Raw genomic sequence first — 21,177 nt, forward strand, 5'->3', positions numbered from 1 at the left:
CGGCCGTACTCGTACGCCGGCTCCACACCTGCCGGCCGGTTCCGCCTCGCTACCGGGCGTGTACGCCGCTGTACCGGAGCAGTTGGGGCACGCGGGCCGCGAGCGTCAGCAGGATCACGACCAGCAGGAGTGCGCTGAGGAACGCGGTGGGGCCGACCCCCAGCCGCTGGGCCGCCGCGCCGAGCCCCAGCGAGGCGAAAGGCATCACACCGATGGCGAGTTCCTGGAGACCGAGGGCGCGCCCCTGCACCTCCGGCGCGGTCGTCATCAGCAGCAAGGTGGTCTGCAGCACGCCGAACGAAGCGCTCATCAATCCGATGCAGGCCATCAGCGCGAACGAGAGCGGAACCGTCCGGGACAGCGCGAACAGCGACCACAGGACGCCCCAGGCCGCCGTACCGAGCACGAACAGCCCGCCCTTGAACTTGAAGTCGCCGAGTACGGCGATGGCGAGCGAACCGGCGAGGCCGCCCAGTCCCCCGCAGGTCAGGAGCCGGCCCAGGCCCGCGGCGTCGAGACCGAGGACCTCCTTGGCGAACACCGGCATGAACGCCTGGTGGACGGGCCACAGCAGGACGTTCGCGGCGAGGGTGACGAGCAGCACGGCCGAGGTGAGCCGGCTGGTCAGTACCGTACGGAATCCGCTCGCGAGCATCCGCAGCACCGGCTCCGGCCGGCCCGGTGCGGTCCGTCCGACACCACGCAGGGGCCAGAGCGCCACGAACGACACCGCGTACCAGGTGGTCGATATCCAGAGGGCCGCGGGCGCCCCGAAGGCGCTGATCATCGCCCCTCCGACCGCGGGACCGATGACCTGCGTCATGTTCATCGCCAGCGCGTTCAGCGCATTGGCGTTGCTGAGGTTCTCCCGCCCGACGAGATCCAGCACCAGCGAGCCGCGGGCCGGCTGCGACGGGGACTGCGCCAGACCGATCGCCAGTCCCCCTGCGACCAGCGCCCCGTACGACACGGGGCCCGACGACGCCTCCGCCTGCTTTTCCTGCGACAACGCACCCCTCCTCGTCCGACACCCCGGCCAGAAATGGTATACCGAAATGGCGGTGAGGTTGAGCCGGCCCGGACCGGGCGCCCGTCGGGCCCGCGCGCTCAGCGGGGCGCGAGCCCCGTCGCGGGGAAGCCGTACGCATTCCGGTTCTCCTCGACCCGGCTGCGTACCTGTTCGGGGAAGGGATCCCGGAAGGACGCCGTGGCGCCCCTGGTGACGCCATCGCACTGCTCGGGCGGCAGAGAACCGGTGACGGACTTACCGTCGCGCCCGGTCCGTCGTCGCGGTGAACGAGCAGATGCCGGCTCGAACGCGGCCGGCCGCGCTTCCGTACCATCGCCCAGGACCTGGTGCGCCAGGCCGAACAGGCCGCCGAGACGATGTCCGCGATGGGGCAGGGAGAGCAGGCCGCACTCACGGTGGTGACCGCCCCCTCCACCGTCGCCTGCCTGCCGGCCCCTTTCATGGCGGGCGGCGGCAGAGCGGGTGCCACGCTGCGCTACGCCACCCAGGAGGACCCCGGCAAGGTCTTCGACACTTTCTCGCGCAGCGACGCGGCCAATCCATGCCCTGGTCGACGGGCCGCGTGCCTACTGCGACGTACGCAGGCGGCGGTTCCCCGGGCTGCGACCCGTACCCCGGACAGCCGGTGCGACGGCGCTACCAGTAGTGGCGCCGGCCGCCCACAGCGTGCCCGACGGCGCCCAGGATCCACAGAATGACGCCGATCACGACGAGAACGACCCCGATGGTCCACAGGATCGAGATTCCGGCCACCAGGCCGATGACCAGCAGAATGACTCCGAGGACGATCATGGCGTCCTCCAATCGTGCGGCTTCTCCCAGTATGCGCCTGCCCGCTGTCCGGAGGGACGTGGTGAGTTCACACGCCCGGCAGCCGGTGCGCCGAGCGGCGCAGACAGCGGGCGCAGGCCAACACCAGGCACAGGCCGTAGCACCCGAGGAACGTCTACCTCGGTGTCCGAGCCGGCCGCCGGATCGGTGGACCCGCGACGCCCTGCTCCGGCAGCGGATCGGGCGCCCGGTCGTCGCCGCCTGCCTCTGCCCGAACACGCCGGCACCGGCCGAGGCGGTACGGGCCCTGCGGGCCGCGGGCCATCGCCGGGTCGCGGTGGCCCGGCGTCTGATGGCCCCCGGCCATGTCGCCCGCCGTGCACAGGAGGCCGGCGGCTGCCTCGTATCGGCCCCGCTCGGCGCGCACCCCGACGTGGCGCGCCTGGTGCCGAAGCGGTTCGACGAGGCGGCCGTGGAGACGGCGCGGGGTCCGGCCGAGGCGGCTACTCGAACCGTGTGACGTCACCGGCTCCCCGGCGGACGATCTCGGGTTCACCGCCGGAGAAGTCGATGACCGTGGTCGGCTCGGTGCCGCAGTCGCCCGAGTCGACGACGGCGTCCACCACATGGTCGAGCCGTTCCTTGATCTCCCAGCCCTGGGTCATCGGCTCGTCCTCGTCGGGCAGGAGCAGGGTGCTGGAGAGCAGCGGTTCACCGAGTTCGGCGAGGAGCGCCTGAGTGACCACGTGGTCGGGAATGCGGACTCCGACCGTCTTCTTCTTCGGGTGCAGCAGCTGGCGCGGCACCTCCTTCGTCGCGGGAAGGATGAAGGTGTAACTGCCGGGCGTCGCCGCCTTGATCGCCCGGAACACGTCGTTGTCGACCTGCACGAACTGCCCGAGCTGGGCGAAGTTCTCGCAGACGAGCGTGAAGTGGTGACGGTCGTCGAGGTTGCGGATCGACCGGATCCGGCCGATGCCGTCGCGGCTGCCCAGTCGGCACCCCAGTGCGTAGCAGGAGTCCGTCGGGTACGCGACGAGCGCCCCGGACCGGATGCTGTCGGCCACGCTGCTGATGGTGCGCCGTTGAGGGTTCTCGGGGTGCACATCGAAGTACTTCGCCATTCGCGGAGTCTAAGCGCTGTCCGGTACCGGTCCTCGGACGGGAAGGGAAGACGTATCGGGTGAGTCCCGGTTCAGGTGGTGACGATTCCGGCGACGAGGTTGATCGTGGTGGCCAGGATGCTGGCGCCGAACACATAGGACAGCAGGCAGTGCCGCAGGACGACCGCGCGGATGGCGGAGCTGGAGACGCCGGTGTCGGAGACCTGGTAGGTCATCCCGAGGTTGTAGCTGAAGTAGAGGAAGTCGACGTACCTCGGTGGGTCGTGGGAGTTGAAGTCGATCCCGCCCTCGGGCGGCTCGTAGTAGAGGTACGCGTAGCGGGTGGCGTACATCAGATGGAGCGACGCCCACGCCATGAACACACCGCACAGAGCCGTCGCGGCCGCCGCGTGGCTCAGGTCCGAATGGCCGACCAGGAGCAGCACCACGATGCCGACCAGTCCGCACAGGGACGCCGCGACGACGACGAGTTCCTCGACGACGGGCCGGAACTCCTCGCGCCGGACGTTGAGATGGGTGGTGGCCGCGTCCATGGGCCACAGCACGATCCATCCCGTCACGACGAAGAGCGTCTCCGCCGCGGCGATTCCGGCGAGGACGCCCAGCGGCCCGTTGGCCGGTACGGCGGTGACCACGCCGATCAGCGCGCCGGCGACCACCGCGGCGACGAGCCGGGGCACCGCGGAGAGCGTCGGCCAGTGCTTCCTGGACATCAAGGGTGACCGCCTCGACGGCTCGGTGGATCACCGTGCCCGGCCGGGACGGGTACGTCCACGCTAGCCGGGACCGCACCCGGGTGCAGCCCGGAGCGGGCGCGGTTAGCGTGCCCGGTAAGGACCGTTTCCACCCCGGAATCGCGTTCCCCCGGGATCCCCCCACCTCGCGCCCGAACGGCGGAAGGGTTGAAGGCCTTGAGCACCGACGACGACGAGCAGCAGCCCCTGGAACCCGCGGTCGGTCCGGCCCCCGAGGGCGATCCGGAGTTCCACCCGTACCACCATCCCGCCGCGGGCTGGGGCGCGGCCGCAAGCGTGAGCCGGTTCCTGACGCGTGAGGGCGCTCCGGTCGACGGTCCACGGGCGATCATGCGGATGAACCACGAGAACGGCGGGTTCGACTGCCCCGGGTGCGCGTGGCCGGACGACACCAAGGGCCTGCATCTGGACATCTGCGAGAACGGGATCAAGCACGTCACCTGGGAGATGACCCGCAAGCGGGTCGGGCGCGAGTTCTTCGCCGCCCACTCGGTGACCGAGCTGTCCGGGTGGAGCGACCACGACCTGGAGAACCAGGGCCGGCTGACCGAACCGATGGTCTACGACCCCGAGTCGGACCACTACGTCCCGATCAGCTGGAAGGACGCGTTCGAGGTGGTCGGCCGTGCGCTGCGCGAGCTCGACGACCCGGACCAGGCGTCGTTCTACACCTCGGGCCGGCTCGGCAACGAGGCCACCTTCCTCTACCAGTTGATGGCTCGCGAGCTGGGCACCAACAATCTGCCGGACTGCTCCAACATGTGTCACGAGGCCAGTGGCCGCGCCCTTCAGGCGTCCCTGGGCACCGGCAAGGGGACCGTCGACCTCAAGGACTGGGAGTCGGCCGACGCGCTGTTCATCCTGGGGGTCAACGCCGCTTCCAACGCGCCCCGGATGCTCACCGCCCTCGCCGGGGCCCACCGTCGTGGCGCACAGATCGTGCACATCAACCCGCTCGTCGAGGCGGCGGCCACCCGCACCATCGTCCCCCACGACTTCACGGACATGGCGCTCTTCAGGACGACCCGGACCAGCACCCTCAACCTGCAGCCGCGCATCGGCGGCGACATGGCACTGCTGCGCGGCATGGCCAAGGCGGTCCTGGAGCGGTCCGCATCCGATCCCAGGGCGCTGGACCGGGAGTTCATCGAGCGTCATACCGCGGGCTTCGAGGAGTACCGCGCACGGTGCGAGGCCACGTCGTGGGAGGAGATCGAGACCCAGTCCGGGCTCGGCCGCGCCGATGTCCTCGAGGCGGCGCGGGTGTACGGCGAGGCAGACCGCACCATCGTCACCTGGTGCCTGGGGCTCACCCAGCACGAGCACGGCGTGGACACCGTCCGGGAGATCGTCAACCTGCTGCTGCTCCGCGGCAATCTGGGCCGGGAGGGCGCGGGCCCCTCCCCTGTGCGGGGACACAGCAACGTCCAGGGCAACCGCACCTGCGGCATCGACCACCGGCCCGGCGACGCGTTCCTGGACCGCCTCGCCGAGGTCTGCGGGATCGAGCCGCCGCGTGCGCACGGCCTGGACACCGTCCAAACGATCAAGGCGATGCGGCGCGGGGACGTGAAGGTGTTCGTCGGCATGGGCGGCAACTTCGCCCTCGCGGCGCCCGACACCCCGGCCACGTACGCGGCACTGCGCACCTGTGAACTCACCGTCCAGGTGAGCACCAAGCTCAACCGCAGCCACCTCGTCCACGGCCGGCGGGCCCTCATCCTGCCGTGCCTCGGCCGTACCGAGAAGGACCATCAGCGCAAGGGCGTGCAGAGCACGTCCGTCGAGGACTCGATGAGCATGGTCCACCTGTCCGTGGGCATGAAGCGCCCCGCCTCACCACACCTGCTGTCCGAGCCGGCCATCGTCGCGGGCATGGCCCGCGCCGCCCTGCCCGGCAGCGACACACCCTGGCAGTGGTACGTCGAGGACTACGACCGGATCCGCGACACCATGGCCCGGGTCCTCGACGGTTTCGAGGACTTCAACCGCCGGGTGCGGCTGCCACTGGGCTTCCGCATCAAGCAGCCCGCGCGTGAACTGGTCTTCCTCACCCCGTCCGGACGTGCCGAGTTCTCCACCGCCGCCCTGCCCGACGTCGTTCCGGCCCCCGGCACGCTGGCGCTGGGCACCATGCGCTCCCACGACCAGTGGAACACCACCATCTACTCGGACAACGACCGCTACCGCGGCGTCAAGAACCTGCGCACGCTGGTCTTCATGAACCGGGCCGACATGCGTGAGCGCGGGATCGCCGACCTCGGCCCCGTGGACATCACCAGCACCGCCAAGGACGGCAGCCGACGCTCCCTCAACGGCTATCTGGCGATCCCCTACGACATCCCCCGCGGCTGTGCGGCGGGTTACATGCCGGAGATGAACGTGCTGTGCGCGCTGGACGACTACAGCACCCAGAGCGACCAGCCGATCATGAAGCACGTCAAGGTCACCATCGTCCCCGCGGCCTGAGCGGGGCGCGTACCGGCGGCACCGCGCCCGGCGGCCCGGTCACCGACACCGGGCGAACCGCTCCAGGAGCCGGTGGGCCCGCTGCCCGGCGGCGGCGAGTCCAGGCGGACCGGCCTCCGCAGGCCGGAGTCCGCCCGCCTCCGCGTCGTCGGCCTCGTGCGACTCCACCACGGCCGGGTCCAGGTACGTCCGTACGACCGGGAACGTCTGCTCCGGGCGGTCGTCCGGCGCCCGGTCCAGGGTGAGGCCCGCCGCGCGAACGGGGCACACAACGGGGCACATACGGTGTTCACCACCCGGTTTCCGTTCCGCGGCGGATCATCGGTCCGCACAGCTGCTCGCACGCCGGAGGCTGCCCCCGGCGAGGCCGAGCAGCCGTTCCGCCGTCGCGATGGCCATGTCGTCGAGCGCCGGATGCTCCACCTGCGCGTCGTCGTTGGCGTACGCCCCGAGACCGTCGACGGTGACCAGGATGTGCAGGGCCGCTCCGGGCGCGTCGCCGGTCGTGAAGACCCCGGCGAGGCGCCCCTCCTCGATGAGGTCCGTGAGGGCGGTACGCGTCTCGGACTCCTGCGCGCGTACCGCCGAGCGCAGCCCCGGTTTGAATCTGCTGAGGTGCCGCGCGTTGAGCCACAGCCGGCTGAGGTCGCGGTACTCGCCGTCGGTGAGGCGCACGAGGAAGCGCGCGAGCCGCGCATCCGCCGGAAGCCCGCGCTCCTCGCACGGCATCAGCGATGCCCGTTCCTCCGTCGCGGCGTGGGAGAACGCCTCGCTCACGAGGTTCTCCACGGCCGGGAAGTAGTGGCCGATGAGCCCGGGACGGACGCCCAGCTCGTCGGCGACGCGCCGGAGCGTGATGCGCTCCAGGCCCTCCTCCAGCGCGATGTGCGCCGCGGTCCGCACGATTTCCGCGCGGCGCTCGCCGGGCAGCTTCCGGGTTCGTATCGGCTGAGCTCTTGACGTCATGGGGGACACGCTATTGGATGTGTGCCCAACAGGCAGTTGGCCATTTGCCCAATAGGGGCCGGACGGCCGGCGGATCCGAGAGGCCCCGATGACGACGACGAACCCCGGCTCCTCCGCGAGCCCCCTCGACGAACACGGCTCCGAGCGCGCCGGGCATATGGAGACAAGGGGGATCGACCTGGTCCCGGCGGACGAACGCGGCGGCCGGCCGCGCCAGCTGTTCGCGGTCTGGGCGGCCCCGAACGTGAGCTATCTGAGCTTCGTCGTCGGCGCCACGCTGATCCTCATGGGCCTCACGCTCCCGCAGGCCCTCGGCGTGGTCCTCACCGGAAACCTGCTGTGGATCTGTACCGGCGTCGTCGCGGCGAGCGGCCCGGCCGCCGGCACCAGCGGGTCGGTCATCTCACGCGCGATGTACGGCATCGTGGGCAACAAGATCGTGCTCGTCCTGACCGGCTGGCTCATAGCCGCCGCCTACCTGGCCCTGAACTGGTCGGCCGCCTCCGTCGCCGGCATCGGCCTGGCGGGCCGGTTCGGCCTGCCGGACAACTCGGCCGTGGACGCGACCGTCATCTGCCTGATCGCCGGCGGGACTCTGCTGATCGCGATCTTCGGCCACGCGACGATCGTCCGCCTCTACACCGCCCTGAGCGTTCTTCTGACCGTGGTGTTCATCGTCGTCACGGGGTACGTGCTCACCGGGACCGACTGGTCCTACGCTCCGGCCGAGCCGCTCAAGGGAGCCGGGCTCGCCGTGGCGCTCGGCACGGGGTTCACCATCATCGCCTCCACCCCGCTCTCGTACAGCAACAGCCCGGACCTCGCCCGCTACCTCCCCCGCGAGAGCAGCCCGGTCGCCATCGCGGGGTGGACCGCGCTCGGGGCGTACCTGCCGAGCACCGTGTTCACCATGGTCGGCGCGCTCGCGGCCACCAGTCTCGACATGAGCGATCCGGAAGCCGCGCTGGAGAGCATCCTGCCGGGCTGGTTCATCCCCGTCTTCGTCATCGCGGTCGTCGTCAACACCATGACGAACAACGGCATGACGGCCTACAGTGCCAGCCTGTCCATCCAGTCGGTCGGCGTCCGGCTGGCGCGCATCCCGGCAGTGCTGATCATCGGGGTGCTGGGCACGGTCATGACGCTGTACGCGATCCTCGTCTTCGACTTCCTGACCAGTGTCAACACCATGCTCCAGCTCGTGGTCGTCGTGACCGGCCCGGCCATGGCGGTGGCCGTGACCGACCTGGTCCTGCGGCGCAACCGCTACAACGGGCCCGACCTTCTCGAACAGCGGCGCGGCGGACCGTTCTGGTACCACCGCGGCATCCACTGGGCCGGCTTCGCCGCCCTCGTCGTCGGCGGCCTCACCTCCGCGCTGTGGGTGAACACCAGCTTCTGGACCGGCCCGATCGCCGGGGCGCTCGGCGACATCGACCTGGCGATCCCGTCCGGGATGATCACCGCCGCCGCCGTGTACGGGGCCATGGCCCGCGCCCTGCGCAGCATCCCGCGCACCTGACGCCCGCGCGTCGAACGCAGCAAGAGACCGAACCCCGCACCACCCGAAGGAAACCCTGTGCACGCCGACGTCATAGTGCTCGCCCGTCACATCGAACATCTGGCCGGGGAGGCCGTCGCGCCGTCCGCGAACGCGGTCGCGATCGCGGACGGCCGGGTGCTGGCCGTCGGCGACGCCTCGGACCTCGAACCGCTGCGGGGACCCGGTACGGCCGTCCACGAGTTCCCGGGCGCCGCGGTCCTGCCCGGCCTCACCGATGTCCACGCCCACCCCGTGTGGGGGTCGATCTCCATCGGCAGCGGCGTGGACCTGTCCGGTGCGGCGACCCTGGAGCAGGTGTTCGCCCGCCTGGCCGAGGCGGCGGACGGGCGGGCGACGGACGAGTGGATCACCGGCTACGACCTCGATGTGAACGTGTTCGACGGCGACCCGGCCGGTCTGGTGTTCGCGGAGCACTTCCCGGGGCGGCCGATCTCGCTGATGACCCGCGACGCGCACGCTCTCGTCGTGAGCCCCCGTGCCGTGGAACTCGTCCGCCTGACCGGCGACGAGACGTTCACCGACGCCTCGTCGATCGAGGTCGGCCCGGACGGCCGCCCGACCGGCTTCGTCGTCGAACTCCAGGCGATGGACCTGGTCTTCGACCACTATCCCGAAGTGCCCGTGGAGACGGCCGCCGAGTACGTACGCCACCAGCTCCACCAGCTCGCCGGCAGCGGGCTCACCGGTCTGCACGCGCTCGACTTCTCCGACCCTTCGGAGGAGGTGTACCGGCACATCGAGGAGCACGGGGACCTGCCGTTGCGGATCCGCTGCTCCCCGCTGGTACCGGCCGACTCCCCGCCGGAGGTCTGGCGGCACGTCGCCGGTCTCCAGGGCCGGCACGGACGGCGCTGGCACGTCGAGGGCGCGAAGTTCATGCTCGACGGCACGGCGGACAACGGCACCGCGTGGTTCGACCGCCCGGACATCCACGGCGAGAACCGCGAGCCGTTGTGGCGTGACACCGACGCGTACCGCGCGGCGATGCGCTTCTTCGCCGAGCGCGGCATCCCGACCGCCACCCACGCCATCGGTGACCGGGCCGTCCGCTTCGCCCTCGACGTCATCGAGGAGGTCGGCCCGGCCGGCCGCGCACCGCACCGCATCGAACACATCGAGTCCATCCCGGACGACCTGCTGGGCAGATTCGCCGAACTCGACGTCGTGGCAAGCCTCCAGCCCGTGCACGCGACCCGGCACACCCGCGCCGACGGCACCGACAACTGGTCGCGGCGCATCGGGCCCGACCGTGTCGCCCACGGCTGGCGCACACGCGATCTCCTGGACCACGGCGCCGTCGTGGCACTGGGTTCCGACTGGCCCATCGGCCCCGGGGACCCGCGGATCGGCCTGGCCGACTGCCAGTTGCGCCGCCCGGTCGAGGAGTCCGACGCGGCGCCCGTGCAGCCCGGTCAGGCAGTCACCGCGCGTGAGGCGTACGCCGGTATGACGGCCGCGGCCGCGTACGCCGCCGGCGTGTCCGACGAACTCGGACGGATCGCGCCGGGCTGCCTCGCCGACCTCACCGTGTTCGCGGCCAACCCGCTCGACCTCGCCCCCGAAGCACAGCCCGGCAACGCCGTCCTCGCGACGATCGTCGGCGGTGCCGTACAGCTCCACCCGAACACAGCGAAAGGACGCTCGTGACCGCGACGTCGATCCCCCGCCCCGAACACCGCCGCCACGTCGAGGTGGCCGGCGCCGACCCGCACGCCCGCGGCATCGCGCGCGGCGAGCAGCTGCGCGACGGCATCCCCGCCGCGATCGAAGCGTACGACCGGCTCTTCGCCCTCGGGGCCGTCTCCCCGGCCCGGGTACGCGAGGACGCCGAGTGCGCCCTGGACGTCATCGGGCGGTTCCGTCCGGGTGCACGCGCCGAGATCGAGGGCATCGCCCACGGCTCCGGCACGGAGGCGTGGCGCATCGGTGCCCTCAACGCGCGCACCGAGATCCTGGCCCGCAGCGCCACCGTGCCGCCCGGCGAATGCACCACGATCGTGCGCCGTGTCACCGGTTCCGATGGTGCGGCAACACGCACCTTCGGTGTCCAGACCTGGGACTGGCACGTCGAGCTCAGCGCCATGTGGCACACGCTGGAGGTACGCGGCGGCCGGCACGACTTCGTCGGCATCACCGAGGACGGCATCCTCGGCAAGATCGGCGTCAACAGTGCCGGACTCGCCCTGCACTTCAACATCCTCGGCCACGTCCGCGACGGCATCGGCGGCATCCCGGTGCATGTGCTCGCGGCGATCGTCCTCGAAGAGGCGGGCAGTGTCGCCGAGGCCGTGGAGATCGTCCGCGGCGCGCCCCTCGGGTCGTCCGGCTCGTTCGCCCTGTTCGACGGGGCGGACGCGGTCCTCCTGGACCTGAGCCCGGTCGGGGTGTTCCCGATGCGGCCCGAACACGGCACGCTGGTGCGCACCAACCACTTCCTGACGCCGGCCCCGGCGGCCGAGGAGAAGAGCTGGCTCTACCAGCCCGACTCGGGCGAGCGCTACGACTTCGTGCGCGCGCGTCTCGCGGGGGCGCAGCCGCCGGCCACGCTCGACGAGCTCGTGGGCCAGCTCGTGACGGGGGACGGCGAGCCGCCGGTGACCTGCCTGCCCGATCTCGACAAGCCGCTCGGCCAGCGCTGGGCGAGCCTCGCGACCGTCGCCCTCGAACCGGCGACGCGCACCGCCCGGGTCCTCGACGGCACGCCCGCCGACATCGGCACGCGCGACTGGCGCGTCCTCACCGCCGGCTGAGCCGGGCGCGGCCCGCCCATGGCCTGCATGAGCGGGCCGCCCCGGTCCTGTGGAGAGCCCCGCCGGGTCCCCCGACCCGTTGCGCGGCTCAGCCGATGCACGAGGTGGTCCTGCTGACCCACTGGGCCAGGGTGATCTGCGTCGTCGGGGCCGTCCGGTCCGCGCCGCGGCGGGGGGACGTGTGGCCGCGGCCGGCCGCGCAGGCCCGGTTGTTCCGGCCCTGCCCGTGGGCAAGGGCGTCGCGCAGCAGGATCAGGTGTGCGGGAACAGTCTTCTCGCCGGACGTCTGGGTCGGGCAGTGGGCTTCGGTCATGGCGAAACCTCCGTTCATGGACCCACCATCGCCCGTCGGCACCCCCCGGCACATCGTCCCCGCACAGTGATTCCCGACTACCACGGATGCGGTATCCGGTACGCCGGACTACTGCCGGGACCAGCTCCGGAACCCCGCGCCGGCCGTCATGCGGGCAGCTCGGGGGTGCTCGGCTCCCCCGTCGCGGTGACCAGCCCGCACTGATAGGCGACGACCACGAGCTGGGCGCGGTCCCGGGCCGCCAGCTTGGTCATCGCCCGGTTGACGTGGGTCTTCGCGGTCAGCGGGCTGACGAACAGACGATCGGCGATCTGCTCGTTGGACAGGCCCAGCGCGGCGAGGATCGTGACGTCGCGCTCGCGCGGCGTCAGGCACTCCAGCCGCTCGTGCACGGCGACCGGGCACGGGTCCGGCTGGGCCAGGAACCGGGTGATCAGCGCTCGCGTCGCCGTCGGGGACAGCAGCGCCTCCCCGTCCGCGACCGTGCGGACGGCGTCGAGGAGCTCCTCGGGCCTCGCCCCCTTGCCGAGGAAGCCGCTGGCACCCGCCCTCAGCGCCTCGGCGACGTGCTCGTCGTCCTCGAAGGTGGTCAGGATGAGCACCTTCACGCCCGCGAGGTCCTCGGACTCGCTGATGAGCCGGGTCGCCTCCAGGCCGTCCATCTCCGGCATGCGGATGTCCATCAGGACGACGTCCGGGTGCTGTGTGCCGGCCAGCTCGACGGCCTCGCGCCCGTCGGAGGCCTCGGCCACGGTCTCCATGTCGTCCGTGGCGTCGAACAGCATTCTGAAGGTGCCCCGCAGCAGGGCCTGGTCATCGGCAAGCAGTACACGAATCGTCATGTCCGTCTCTCCGATCCCGTGCCGTGCCGGGGCGGCCGGGGCGCAGCGGAAGTTCGGCCGTCACGGTGAAGCCGCCCTCGGGGCGTGGCCCCGCGTACAGCCGGCCGCCGATCGTGGCAGCCCGCTCACGCATGCCGATCAGCCCGTGACCGGCCCCGGGGTCGGGACGGTGGGGTCCGGCGGACCCGTCGTCCTCGATGGTGATCGTCAGCCGCTCCTGGTGGTAGTGCAGGTAGAGCCGGGCGTGATCGGCACCGGCGTGTTTGCGCACATTGGTCAGGGACTCCTGCACGATGCGGTACGCGGCCAGGTCGACCGCCGGATCCAGCGGTTCGGTGTCGCCGCACCGGGTGTGTCTCACGGCCAGCCCGGCGCGCTCGAACGACGCCAGCAGAGCCGGCACCTGTGCCAGGCCCGGCATCGGGTCGCGCGGCGCCACCGGCTCGTCGGACTGCCGGAGCAGGCCCACGGTGACCCGCAGCTCGTCCAGTGCGGAGCGGCTGGTGTCCCTGATGTCCTCCAGCGCGGTGAGGATCTGTTCCGGCCGCTGGTCCACCAGGTGGACGGCGACGCCCGCCTGCGCGTTGATCAGGGCGATGTGGTGCGCGACGATGTCGTGCAGTTCGCGTGCGATCCGGACGCGTTCGGCCGCCACTCGCTGGCGTGCCTCCTGCTCGCGGGTGTGTTCCGCGTGCTCCGCCCGTTCCTCCACGGCCACCACATAGGCACGGCGTGAGCGCACCCCGTCCCCGATCGCGGCCGGCAGCGCCGTCCAGGCCACCATCGCGACCGTGTCCGGTTCCAGCCAGGTCTGCGGGGTGAACATGGCGGCGGTGCTCGCCAGGACGGAGGCCGAGACAGCCGCCGAGGTCCAGGCGGTACGCCGGTCGGTCCGCACGGCCACGTTGTAGACGGCGACCAGGACCGGGCTCACCACCAGTGGGCTGTCCCGGACCCCGAGCAGTTGGAAGGCCACCCCGCAGGCGACGGTGACGACCAGTACGCCGAACGGGTGATGGCGCCGCCGGACGAGCGAGCCGCAGCCGACGGCGGCCACCAGCACCGCGGGCCAGCGCAGCAGGAACTCGTGCTTGTGCGGTTCGATCGAGGCGGCCACGACCGACAGCACGAACAGCACGGCAGCGCCCGCCCAGTCCGCCGCACGGATCCGGGCCGGCGCTCCGGGCCTCCAACCGTTGATCACCGCCATCCCTCCACCGTAGGGTCGGCGGACGAATCGGGCATTGTCGCGCCCGGGCGGGAGCGGGCGTCTACGTGTGCTGTCCGTCGGTCCGGTTCCCGGCGCCGGACTGCGCGAGGAGGCGCCGGAGCCAGCGGGTGCGGGCCTCGCGTGCGTCCCGGCTGAGGGCCGCCCGGGGTGCCAGGTTGTCGAAGCCGTGGCAGGCGCCGGGCCACACATGCAGTTCGGCCCGGCCGCCCGCCTGCCAGATGGCATCGGCATAGGCCACGTCCTCGTCCCGGAACATCTCGGCCGACCCGACCTCGACATAGGCCGGGGGCAGCCCGGAAAGGTCCGTGGCCCGGGCCGGAGCCGCGTAGGGCGGCAGGTCCGCGGCGCCGCGGCGGTCACCCAGCAGTGCCTGCCAGGCGGTGGTGTTCGAGGTGAGGTCCCATGTGTCCAGGCCCGTCATCTGGTGGCTGGAGAAGGTGCTGCCGCGGTCGTCGAGCATCGGGCTCAGCAGGAGCTGCCCCAGGGCCCGGGGGCCGCCGCGGTCACGGGCCAGCAGGGCGAGGGCCGCGGCGAGCCCGCCGCCGGCGCTCTTGCCTCCGATGACGATGCGGCCTGCGTCGATGTCCAGTTCGGCCGCGTGCCCGGCTGCCCAGAGGAGTCCGGCGTAGCAGTCCGCGAGCGGCTCCGGGTGGCGCGCCCGCGGCGCCAGCCGGTACTCGACCGAGATGACGGCCATGCCCAGCGGGAGGGCCCATTCGCGGAGAATCCGAGGCAGCACGGACCACGCGTTGCCCATGATCATCGCGCCGCCGTGCATGTAGTACAGCAGGGGCAGCGGCCCGACGAGCCCGGACGGCCGTGCACTCACGAGTGTGACGTCCGGTCCGCCGGACGGCCCCGGCACACGGAGCTCCGCCACCTCGAACAGGCCGTCCGCGCGAAGGTCCTCGGCCGTAGGCCTGGGCCGGGCCGCCGCGTCCCGCCGCTGCCGGTCCTCAAGCCCGGCCGGGGTGACCGGCTCCCTCGCCGCCCGGCCCAGGGCGGCCAGCGCGACGCCCAGTTCGGGGTCGAACGGAGGCGCCGCCCTCGGTGCCGGGACACGGCCGGAACCGGGCGGTGTGCCGCGGCCGACGCTCATGCGACGCCTCCCGGAAGGAAGCCGGGAAACCGCGCGGTGTTCTCGCCGCGAGACCGTGCCCGCACCCACCCCGGGAAGACTCTCCTGAGACCCATGCTCCGTACCCAACCACACCCTCGGGCGCGACAACCGCCGTACCGCAGCGCCGCATTGCCACCGGGCCGCGGCGCGGACCGCCCGGGCGTAGGCTTCGCACAGCATGGACACGACGGGGGCGGAGGACATGACGGCTGAGCCGGTGCAGAGGTGGGGATCGACCCTGGATTCGGTCGTGGTGTACGCGCAGGGCGCGCTCTGCCGGCGCCTGGCCCGGGGCAGGGTGTCGCCCGACGGCCGGGTGCGGGTGACGGGACTGCCGCGTTCGCTGGACCCGGACTCGCTGCGGGCCCGGGTCCTGGGCGCGACCGGCGTGCGCGTCGGCGAGGCCCGGGTGGAGGTCGAGGCCGAGCCGCTCGGCGCGGGCACGCCCGACGGGCTGCGGCACGAGTTCGAGCGGCTGCGCGACGCGTGCGCGGCGGCGCGGGGGCGCCGGGACCGGCAGCTGAGCCTGATCGAGGAGATCAGGGCTCTCCACCCCGTCCCGCCGGCCCGCAGGCGCGACGACCCGCACCGGCGCACCCCGGTCGGCGCATGGCTGGAGCTCGCCGATTTCGTCGACGAGCGGCTGGCGGGACTGCACAGGCGCCTCATCGAGCTGGAGGAGGCGCTGCGCAGCGCCGAGCACGAACTCGCCGTCGCCGCCGACCGGCTCGCCCGCGCCTCCACCGACGCGCCTCCGGCGCAGGTGGATGCCATGGTCTGCGCGGTCCTGTCGCTGGACGGCGCCGGTGACGCCGAGGTGGAGCTGGAGCTGGAATACGGGGTGCCGGGCGCCGTCTGGGTGCCGGCCTACCGCCTCACCCACCGTCAGGGCGACGACAGCGGCCGCCTGGTGCTGCGCGCCTCGGTCGCCCAGCGGACCGGCGAGGACTGGACCGGCGTACGCATCGCCCTGGCCACCGCGGATCTCCGGCGCCGCACCGACCTGCCGAGGCTCCGCTCGATCCGGATCGGACGAAGTCAGCCCGCCCCCGCGCCTTCCGGCTGGCGCGAGCCCCCGGCCGGGCTCGTCGGTCTGTTCTCCGGGTACGACGCGGCAGGACCCGCCCCGGTCCCGGCCTCCGCGCCCCTCGCGGTCGGAGCCGGCGCCGTGTCCGGCCCGCTTCCGCCACCACCGCCTCCTTCGTCGCCGGCACCGCGCGGCTACAGTGCCGCGCCGGCCGCCGGGACGGCTCCCGGCGACGGATACGGTGCCCCGCCGGGGGCCTTCGGCGGCGCCATGCCCTTCGCGGGCACCCCCGCCCCCATGGCGCCCGCGGCTCCCGGCCGGGCCGCGCCGCCTCCGCCCCCGGCACCGGTGACCGGTCCGCCGCAGCCGAGCGGCGCCGAGCTCGACTACGCCGCCCTCGTCCTGTGCGGCCCCGACGAGCAGGGCGGTCGCAGGGGACGGCTGTTCCCCGGCACCGCCTTCGACCCGGTGGCGACCGAGTACCGCCGCCGCGCCGAGGCGGTGGCCGCGCTGCCGTTGCCCGGACATGCCGTACGGCCCCGCGAGTCGGCGGGTTCCTTCGACCACCGCTTCGACGCCACCGCCCGCGCCGACATTCCGTCGGACGGCACCTGGCACACCATCACCGTCGGCGAGATCCCGGTCGGACTGCGTACCGAGTACCTCTGTGTGCCGTCCGTGGAGCAGACCGTGTACGCGACGCTGGTGCTCTCCAACGCCACCGGTCAGGCGCTGCTGGCCGGCCCGGTGGAGGTCACCGTCGACGACGAATACCTGCTGACCGCCGCACTGCCCACGCTCGCCCCCGGCGGTGTGCGCCGGGTGGGACTCGGGCCGGCCGAGGGTATCCGGGTCACCCGCCGTACGAACCTGCACGAGTCGACCTCGGGCCTGCGCAACAACACCACGGTGCTCGACCACCGCGTCCACGTGGAGCTGGCCAATGGGTTCGCGAGGCCCGTCGCCGTGGAGGTCCTGGAGCGGGTGCCGGTCACCTCCGATCCGGACGTCCGGATCGACGAACGGGCCGACTGGACGACCCCGGAGGAGGGCGCCGGGCCCGATCGGCATGCGCCGGGCACCCGTGTCTGGCGACTGGACCTGCCCGCAGGAGCCACTGCCGCCCTCGACGGCGGCTACGAGATCCGCATCCCGACCGGCAAGGCCCTGGTCGGCGGCAACCGCAGGAGCTGACACACATCATGTCCACGGTCCCCAAGCCGATCACCCTCCCCGTCACCGCCGTCACATGTCTGGAGGACCGCGCCCAGGTCGAGCGCGCCGCCGTGCTCGACCTGGAGGCCGGGGTCCAGCGGCTCCGCCTCGGACCGGTCAGCGCACTGGCCGTCGACCGGACCCTGCGTGCCGAGCTGACCGCGGATCACCCCGCGACCGTTCTCGACGTGCGGATCGTCCGCAGCTGGACGCCGCGCGCTCCGCAGCGGTCCACCGACGACGACTCCGCCCTGCGCCGGCGCGTACACGCTCTTGAGGAGGAGCAGCCGGCCCTGGAACAACGGCGTGACCGGCTGCGGGCACGCGTCGGCCTGCTCGGCCGCCTCGCCGCCGATCTGCTGCGGGAGATCGGCGAGGGCGCCGGTGCCGGTGAGACCGAACGGGCCCGCTGGGCCCGGGAACTGGACCGGGTCGACGCGGAGCGCGAGGCGCACGGCGAGCAACTCCGCGCCGTGGAGGCCCAGTTGACCGCCCTCGCCGCCGAACTCGGCGAAGCCCAGCGGGCCCTGGACCTCGCCGAGGAGAAGCCCGACGAGCTGACCGGCCATGTCGAGCTGACCGTGGAGGCCTCGGCCGCCGGGCCGGTCGGGCTGCGCCTGAGCCACCTCACCCCGTGTGCGCTGTGGCGGCCCGCCTACCGGGCCGTGCTCGACGGGGACTCGCTGACGCTGGAGACCGACGCGATGGTCTGGCAGCGCACCGGTGAGGACTGGTCGGACGTACGGCTGACCCTGTCGACGGCCCGCTCGGCACTGGCCACCGATCCACCGCGGCTGGGCGAGGACCGGCTGACGCTCAAGGAGCGCTCCGCGGCGGAGCGCCGCACGGTCGATGTCGAGCTCCGCGAGGAGGAGATCGGGGCTCTCGGCCCGGCCCCGGTGCTCGGTCTGCCGGGCGTGGACGACGGCGGCGAGGCGCGGGTCCTGAGATCGCCTGCGCCGGTCTCGGTGCCCGCTGACGGCCGCGCCCACCGGGTGCGGCTCTCCGCGTTCACCACGGCCGCGCCCAGTGAGTACGCCTGCTCACCGGAGTTGTCGCCGCTGGTCACCCGGGTCGTGCGGTTCGACAACCTGTCCGGCCACGCGCTGCTCGCCGGTCCCGTGGACCTGGTCCGGGGCAGCGGATTCAGCGGCCGGGGAACGCTGGACTTCACCGCTCCCGGCGCCCCTGCCGAGCTGGCCTTCGGCAGTTGCGACGACCACCGGGTGGTCCGGCAGACCGCGGAGTCCCGCGACACCGCCGGCCTCACCCAGCGGAACGTGATCACCCGCACGGTCCGGCTGCACCTGTCGCGGTTCTCCGCTCCCGGGGAGCAGGGCGAGCGGGTCGTCGTCCTGCGGGAGCGGATGCCGGTCTCCGAGGTCTCGGCGGTGGAGACACGGCTGCGCGAGGACGCGTGCTCCCCGGTGCCCGACGCGGTCGACGCCGAGGGCATCGCCCGCTGGGACGTGCCTCTCCCGCCCGGCGGTTTCCGCACCGTCACCCTGGTCTACGAGCTGTCGGCGAGCGCCAGGGTCACCGGGCTCTGAGCGCGGTGACCGGGGCGACGGCCTCACCCGCGAAACGGCTCACGGGCCGACCGGAACGGAGCAGCCGCCACGGGCCTTCGCCGAGCGCTCGGCGAAGGCCTTCAGCACGGCACGTTCGTACGCCAGGTCCGCATCACTGCTCGGGGGCCTGCGGCTCGGCCCGTTCCCGTTCGCGGGGTGCAGGGTGAACAGGGCCCGGCCGCCCGGGCACGCGGCCGTCGTCCAGCTCATCCGGCCGTCGCGGTCGCGGTGGTGCGCGGGTGTGTCGCTGTTCGGTGCGTCCTCGTAGGAATCCTCCTCGTAGCCGCGCAACCGCTCCCGCGCATAAGGACCGTAGTCCGCTTCGAGTACGTAGCGTGTCCTGCGGTCGGCGTCGCCGAGCCGGCACGTCTCGTGCGGCGCTCCCCCGCGGGCGGTCTCGGTGGCGATGGTCACGCCGCGTGCGGCGGGAATGCCGGCACAGGTTCCGTCGGCCGTGCCGAGCGGCTCGTACTCGTCCTCGCGCACCGGCAGGCCGAGGCTGCTGACAGGCTTTCCGAGCCTGGCCCCGCAGTGCCGGGCCTTCGAGACCCTGGCCGCCGTGGAGGTGGCGATCCTGGCGAACTCCGGTCGTACGGCCGGGTCGTCCGGGGACTTGTCGAGAGTGGTCCGAACGGTGACGGACAGGCTGCCGGCGCTTTTTCCCCCGGCGCATTCGAGGACCAGGCCCGTCGTCGCCCTCTCCTCCCGGCCGGCCTCGAAGAGGTCTCTCGCTCCGAAGCGATCGGGGACCGCTCCGAAGAGTCCCGTCCATCCGTGGCCGACCGGTACGGCGAGCTCATTCGACGAACTCATGGGGAGGGAGTCCTGGTTCCGTCCGACGTGGGCGGTGTCGAGGACGCGGATCTCGGCGGTGCCGCCGTCCTTGACGCGCACCTCGCAGCTCACCGGGCCCGGACCGCTCGTCCCGTCCTCCACCTCGACGGCTCCCGGCCCGAGGACGTCTCGCACCACGGTCCGGTCGAGCAGGCCGTCGCAGGCTCCGTCGAGCGCCGAATCGTCGCTCCAGCGCTGGAAGTCGCCGTGCACCAGGAGGTACCCGGCAACGGCGACGGACGCGGCGACCACGGCCGCGACCGTCCGCAGGACGATCCGCCTCACCGCCATCCCTCCACCTCTCCGAGGATCTCCGTGCTGTGGCACCGCTGCTGTCCCGGCCAGCCGTCGGGGTCGGCGAGGTAGCTGTCCATCATCGTGCGGGCGTCCTCGGAGAACCTGGTCCGCTCCGACTCGCTGAGCGTGCGCGAGCTGATGTCGCGGGTCTCCGTGCGGACGGTGACCCGGTGGTACGTCGCGCCCGCCGCGCACTCCGACCTTGCCCACAGGGCGAGTTCGTGCGGCTTCGAGTCGGGGATGACCTTTGTGCGCTCCCCTTCACGGAAGCCGAAGCTGTCGCCGGTGCGGTAGTACTGGCCGTTGGCGGACTCACCGAGCGGCCCGGCCCAACTCGCCGCCGAGACATCGACGACCGCGCCGTCGGACGGTGTCGGATCGGTGTCCGTCACATCCCTGCGGTCCAGGACGGTGGCGTCACAGACGTTCAGCAACCGTGAGTTCTGCAGATCGCCCGCGACGGTCCACCTTCCGGGAAAGCCCGCGCGCTCGCCGAGCCCCCGGCACTTCTTCACCCCCAGGCCCGGCATGTCGATCCTCTCGACCTTCATGCTGCCGCCGTCCGCGTCCGTGGTGACATGGGTCTCGTACGTATCGACGACCCGGGTGGGCATCCGCAGCGGCGGACCACCGCACTTCTGAGCGGCGGTGATCCCGTTGGCGACCTGGACGGCGGTACGGAAATCGGCGAGGTACCCGGCCGGCTCGCCCTTGCCCGGCACGGGCAGATCGACATCTGCCGTCACATACATCCCGGACACCTCACGGACCCGCCCCTCCAGCCCTCCGGGGCACTCGGCCACCACCCATGTCCGGCCGTTCCTGTCCACCCGGCCGGTGACTCCGGGCGCCTCGTACCCCTCGTCGTCACCGCCGGGCAGGATGTCCTCGGCCCGCACCGTCATCGGCATCCGGGAGACGAGCGCGACGGCCCGTACCCGCACCGACCCGTGCCCAGGCCAGGCGACGGAGCAGTTCACCAGGGAGCGGCTCTCCTCACCGGGATCGAGCACGGTGCCGTACTGGCGCACCACGCCCGCCACCTCGTCGGGCACGAGGCCCCGCAGCTCCTCGTACGGCAGCAGTCCCGCACAGGCACGCTTCAACTGCGCCCGGTTCGCCGCCGCATGACCACCGTCGCCCGACCGGCCGGCACCGGCGAGGAACACCGCGCCGGTGACCACCAGCACGAGCGGCACCCCTATGAACAGCGGCTTGCGCAGCCATGACGGCACCCGGTCCACGGAGCCCCCTCCCCCAGTACCACTGCCGGGATCGACCGATCCGGCGGATCAAGG

Annotated in this window: 19 protein-coding genes; 7 read left to right on the top strand and 12 right to left on the bottom strand. The window is 72.4% G+C overall.

What is annotated here, in order from left to right; genetic code table 11:
• Positions 1 to 49: 49 nt before the first annotated feature.
• A complete protein-coding gene (locus tag AB0D53_RS33345; RefSeq protein ID WP_362452959.1) occupies positions 50 to 1,009 on the bottom strand; it encodes an MFS transporter in 960 nt (319 codons plus the stop codon).
• A gap of 657 nt (positions 1,010 to 1,666) precedes the next feature.
• A complete protein-coding gene (locus AB0D53_RS33350) occupies positions 1,667 to 1,822 on the bottom strand; it encodes a DUF6131 family protein (RefSeq protein ID WP_362452960.1) in 156 nt (51 codons plus the stop codon).
• Between the two features lie 61 nt (positions 1,823 to 1,883).
• On the opposite strand from AB0D53_RS33350, the gene AB0D53_RS33355 reads away from it, so the two are divergent.
• Entirely contained in the window at positions 1,884 to 2,321 is a 438-nt protein-coding gene (locus AB0D53_RS33355; RefSeq protein WP_362452961.1) for a hypothetical protein, read from the top strand.
• On the opposite strand, the gene AB0D53_RS33360 is transcribed toward AB0D53_RS33355, so the two are convergent.
• Together AB0D53_RS33360 and AB0D53_RS33365 are read right to left on the bottom strand one after the other, a co-directional pair.
• Positions 2,305 to 2,925, bottom strand: a complete 621-nt coding sequence (locus tag AB0D53_RS33360) for an L-threonylcarbamoyladenylate synthase (RefSeq protein WP_362452962.1) — start codon at positions 2,923 to 2,925, stop codon at positions 2,305 to 2,307. The genes AB0D53_RS33355 and AB0D53_RS33360 overlap by 17 nt on opposite strands.
• 71 nt (positions 2,926 to 2,996) lie before the next feature.
• Positions 2,997 to 3,638 carry a DUF1345 domain-containing protein gene (locus AB0D53_RS33365; protein WP_362452963.1) on the bottom strand — a complete coding sequence of 214 codons (642 nt, stop codon included), beginning with the start codon at positions 3,636 to 3,638 and terminating at the stop codon, positions 2,997 to 2,999.
• Between the two features lie 198 nt (positions 3,639 to 3,836).
• Between AB0D53_RS33365 and AB0D53_RS33370 the strand changes: the two genes are divergently transcribed.
• The gene (locus tag AB0D53_RS33370) at positions 3,837 to 6,149 is read left to right on the top strand and encodes an FdhF/YdeP family oxidoreductase (RefSeq protein ID WP_362452964.1); all 2,313 of its coding nucleotides are present in this window, start codon (positions 3,837 to 3,839) and stop codon (positions 6,147 to 6,149) included.
• A gap of 39 nt (positions 6,150 to 6,188) precedes the next feature.
• On the opposite strand, the gene AB0D53_RS33375 is transcribed toward AB0D53_RS33370, so the two are convergent.
• Together AB0D53_RS33375 and AB0D53_RS33380 are read right to left on the bottom strand one after the other, a co-directional pair.
• Entirely contained in the window at positions 6,189 to 6,431 is a 243-nt protein-coding gene (locus AB0D53_RS33375; RefSeq protein WP_362452965.1) for a hypothetical protein, read from the bottom strand.
• Positions 6,432 to 6,467: 36 nt separating this feature from the next.
• On the bottom strand, positions 6,468 to 7,115 hold the full coding sequence (locus AB0D53_RS33380; protein ID WP_362452966.1) for a TetR family transcriptional regulator C-terminal domain-containing protein: 648 nt from the start codon (positions 7,113 to 7,115) through the stop codon (positions 6,468 to 6,470).
• 88 nt (positions 7,116 to 7,203) lie between these two features.
• Between AB0D53_RS33380 and AB0D53_RS33385 the strand changes: the two genes are divergently transcribed.
• The 3 genes from AB0D53_RS33385 to AB0D53_RS33395 are packed head-to-tail and all read left to right on the top strand — an operon-like array spanning position 7,204 to position 11,429.
• Complete coding sequence (locus tag AB0D53_RS33385) at positions 7,204 to 8,637, top strand: cytosine permease (RefSeq protein ID WP_362452968.1); 1,434 nt, start codon at positions 7,204 to 7,206, stop codon at positions 8,635 to 8,637.
• A gap of 57 nt (positions 8,638 to 8,694) precedes the next feature.
• Entirely contained in the window at positions 8,695 to 10,326 is a 1,632-nt protein-coding gene (locus AB0D53_RS33390) for an amidohydrolase family protein (protein WP_362452969.1), read from the top strand.
• Positions 10,323 to 11,429, top strand: a complete 1,107-nt coding sequence (locus AB0D53_RS33395) for a C45 family peptidase (RefSeq protein ID WP_362452971.1) — start codon at positions 10,323 to 10,325, stop codon at positions 11,427 to 11,429. Before AB0D53_RS33390 ends, AB0D53_RS33395 begins: the two co-directional genes overlap by 4 nt.
• An 88-nt stretch (positions 11,430 to 11,517) precedes the next feature.
• On the opposite strand, the gene AB0D53_RS33400 is transcribed toward AB0D53_RS33395, so the two are convergent.
• From AB0D53_RS33400 to AB0D53_RS33415, 4 genes are all read right to left on the bottom strand, one after another.
• Positions 11,518 to 11,742 carry a hypothetical protein gene (locus AB0D53_RS33400; RefSeq protein WP_362452972.1) on the bottom strand — a complete coding sequence of 75 codons (225 nt, stop codon included), beginning with the start codon at positions 11,740 to 11,742 and terminating at the stop codon, positions 11,518 to 11,520.
• 146 nt (positions 11,743 to 11,888) lie between these two features.
• Positions 11,889 to 12,584 (bottom strand): response regulator transcription factor, encoded by a 696-nt coding sequence (locus AB0D53_RS33405; RefSeq protein ID WP_362452973.1) that lies wholly within the window; start codon positions 12,582 to 12,584, stop codon positions 11,889 to 11,891.
• Positions 12,556 to 13,794: a sensor histidine kinase gene (locus tag AB0D53_RS33410; RefSeq protein WP_362452974.1), complete on the bottom strand. Its 1,239-nt coding sequence runs from the start codon at positions 13,792 to 13,794 to the stop codon at positions 12,556 to 12,558. The genes AB0D53_RS33405 and AB0D53_RS33410 overlap by 29 nt, the downstream gene beginning before the upstream one ends.
• Positions 13,795 to 13,855: 61 nt before the next feature.
• A complete protein-coding gene (locus tag AB0D53_RS33415) occupies positions 13,856 to 14,914 on the bottom strand; it encodes an alpha/beta hydrolase (protein WP_362452975.1) in 1,059 nt (352 codons plus the stop codon).
• A 223-nt stretch (positions 14,915 to 15,137) separates the two neighbouring features.
• On the opposite strand from AB0D53_RS33415, the gene AB0D53_RS33420 reads away from it, so the two are divergent.
• On the top strand, positions 15,138 to 17,156 hold the full coding sequence (locus AB0D53_RS33420; protein ID WP_362453011.1) for a DUF4139 domain-containing protein: 2,019 nt from the start codon (positions 15,138 to 15,140) through the stop codon (positions 17,154 to 17,156).
• Positions 17,157 to 17,164: 8 nt separating this feature from the next.
• Complete coding sequence (locus tag AB0D53_RS33425; RefSeq protein WP_362452976.1) at positions 17,165 to 18,727, top strand: mucoidy inhibitor MuiA family protein; 1,563 nt, start codon at positions 17,165 to 17,167, stop codon at positions 18,725 to 18,727.
• A 39-nt stretch (positions 18,728 to 18,766) separates the two neighbouring features.
• Here the strand turns inward: AB0D53_RS33425 and AB0D53_RS33430 are convergent, their stop codons facing one another.
• Both AB0D53_RS33430 and AB0D53_RS33435 read right to left on the bottom strand, forming a co-directional pair.
• Positions 18,767 to 19,873 (bottom strand): hypothetical protein, encoded by a 1,107-nt coding sequence (locus AB0D53_RS33430; RefSeq protein ID WP_362452977.1) that lies wholly within the window; start codon positions 19,871 to 19,873, stop codon positions 18,767 to 18,769.
• Positions 19,864 to 21,123, bottom strand: coding sequence for a hypothetical protein (locus AB0D53_RS33435; protein ID WP_362452978.1), 1,260 nt, complete (start codon positions 21,121 to 21,123; stop codon positions 19,864 to 19,866). Before AB0D53_RS33435 ends, AB0D53_RS33430 begins: the two co-directional genes overlap by 10 nt.
• Between the last annotated feature and the right edge of the window lie 54 nt (positions 21,124 to 21,177).

Origin of the sequence: Streptomyces sp. NPDC048295 (assembly GCF_040652135.1) — a bacterium.
Lineage (GTDB): Bacteria > Actinomycetota > Actinomycetes > Streptomycetales > Streptomycetaceae > Streptomyces.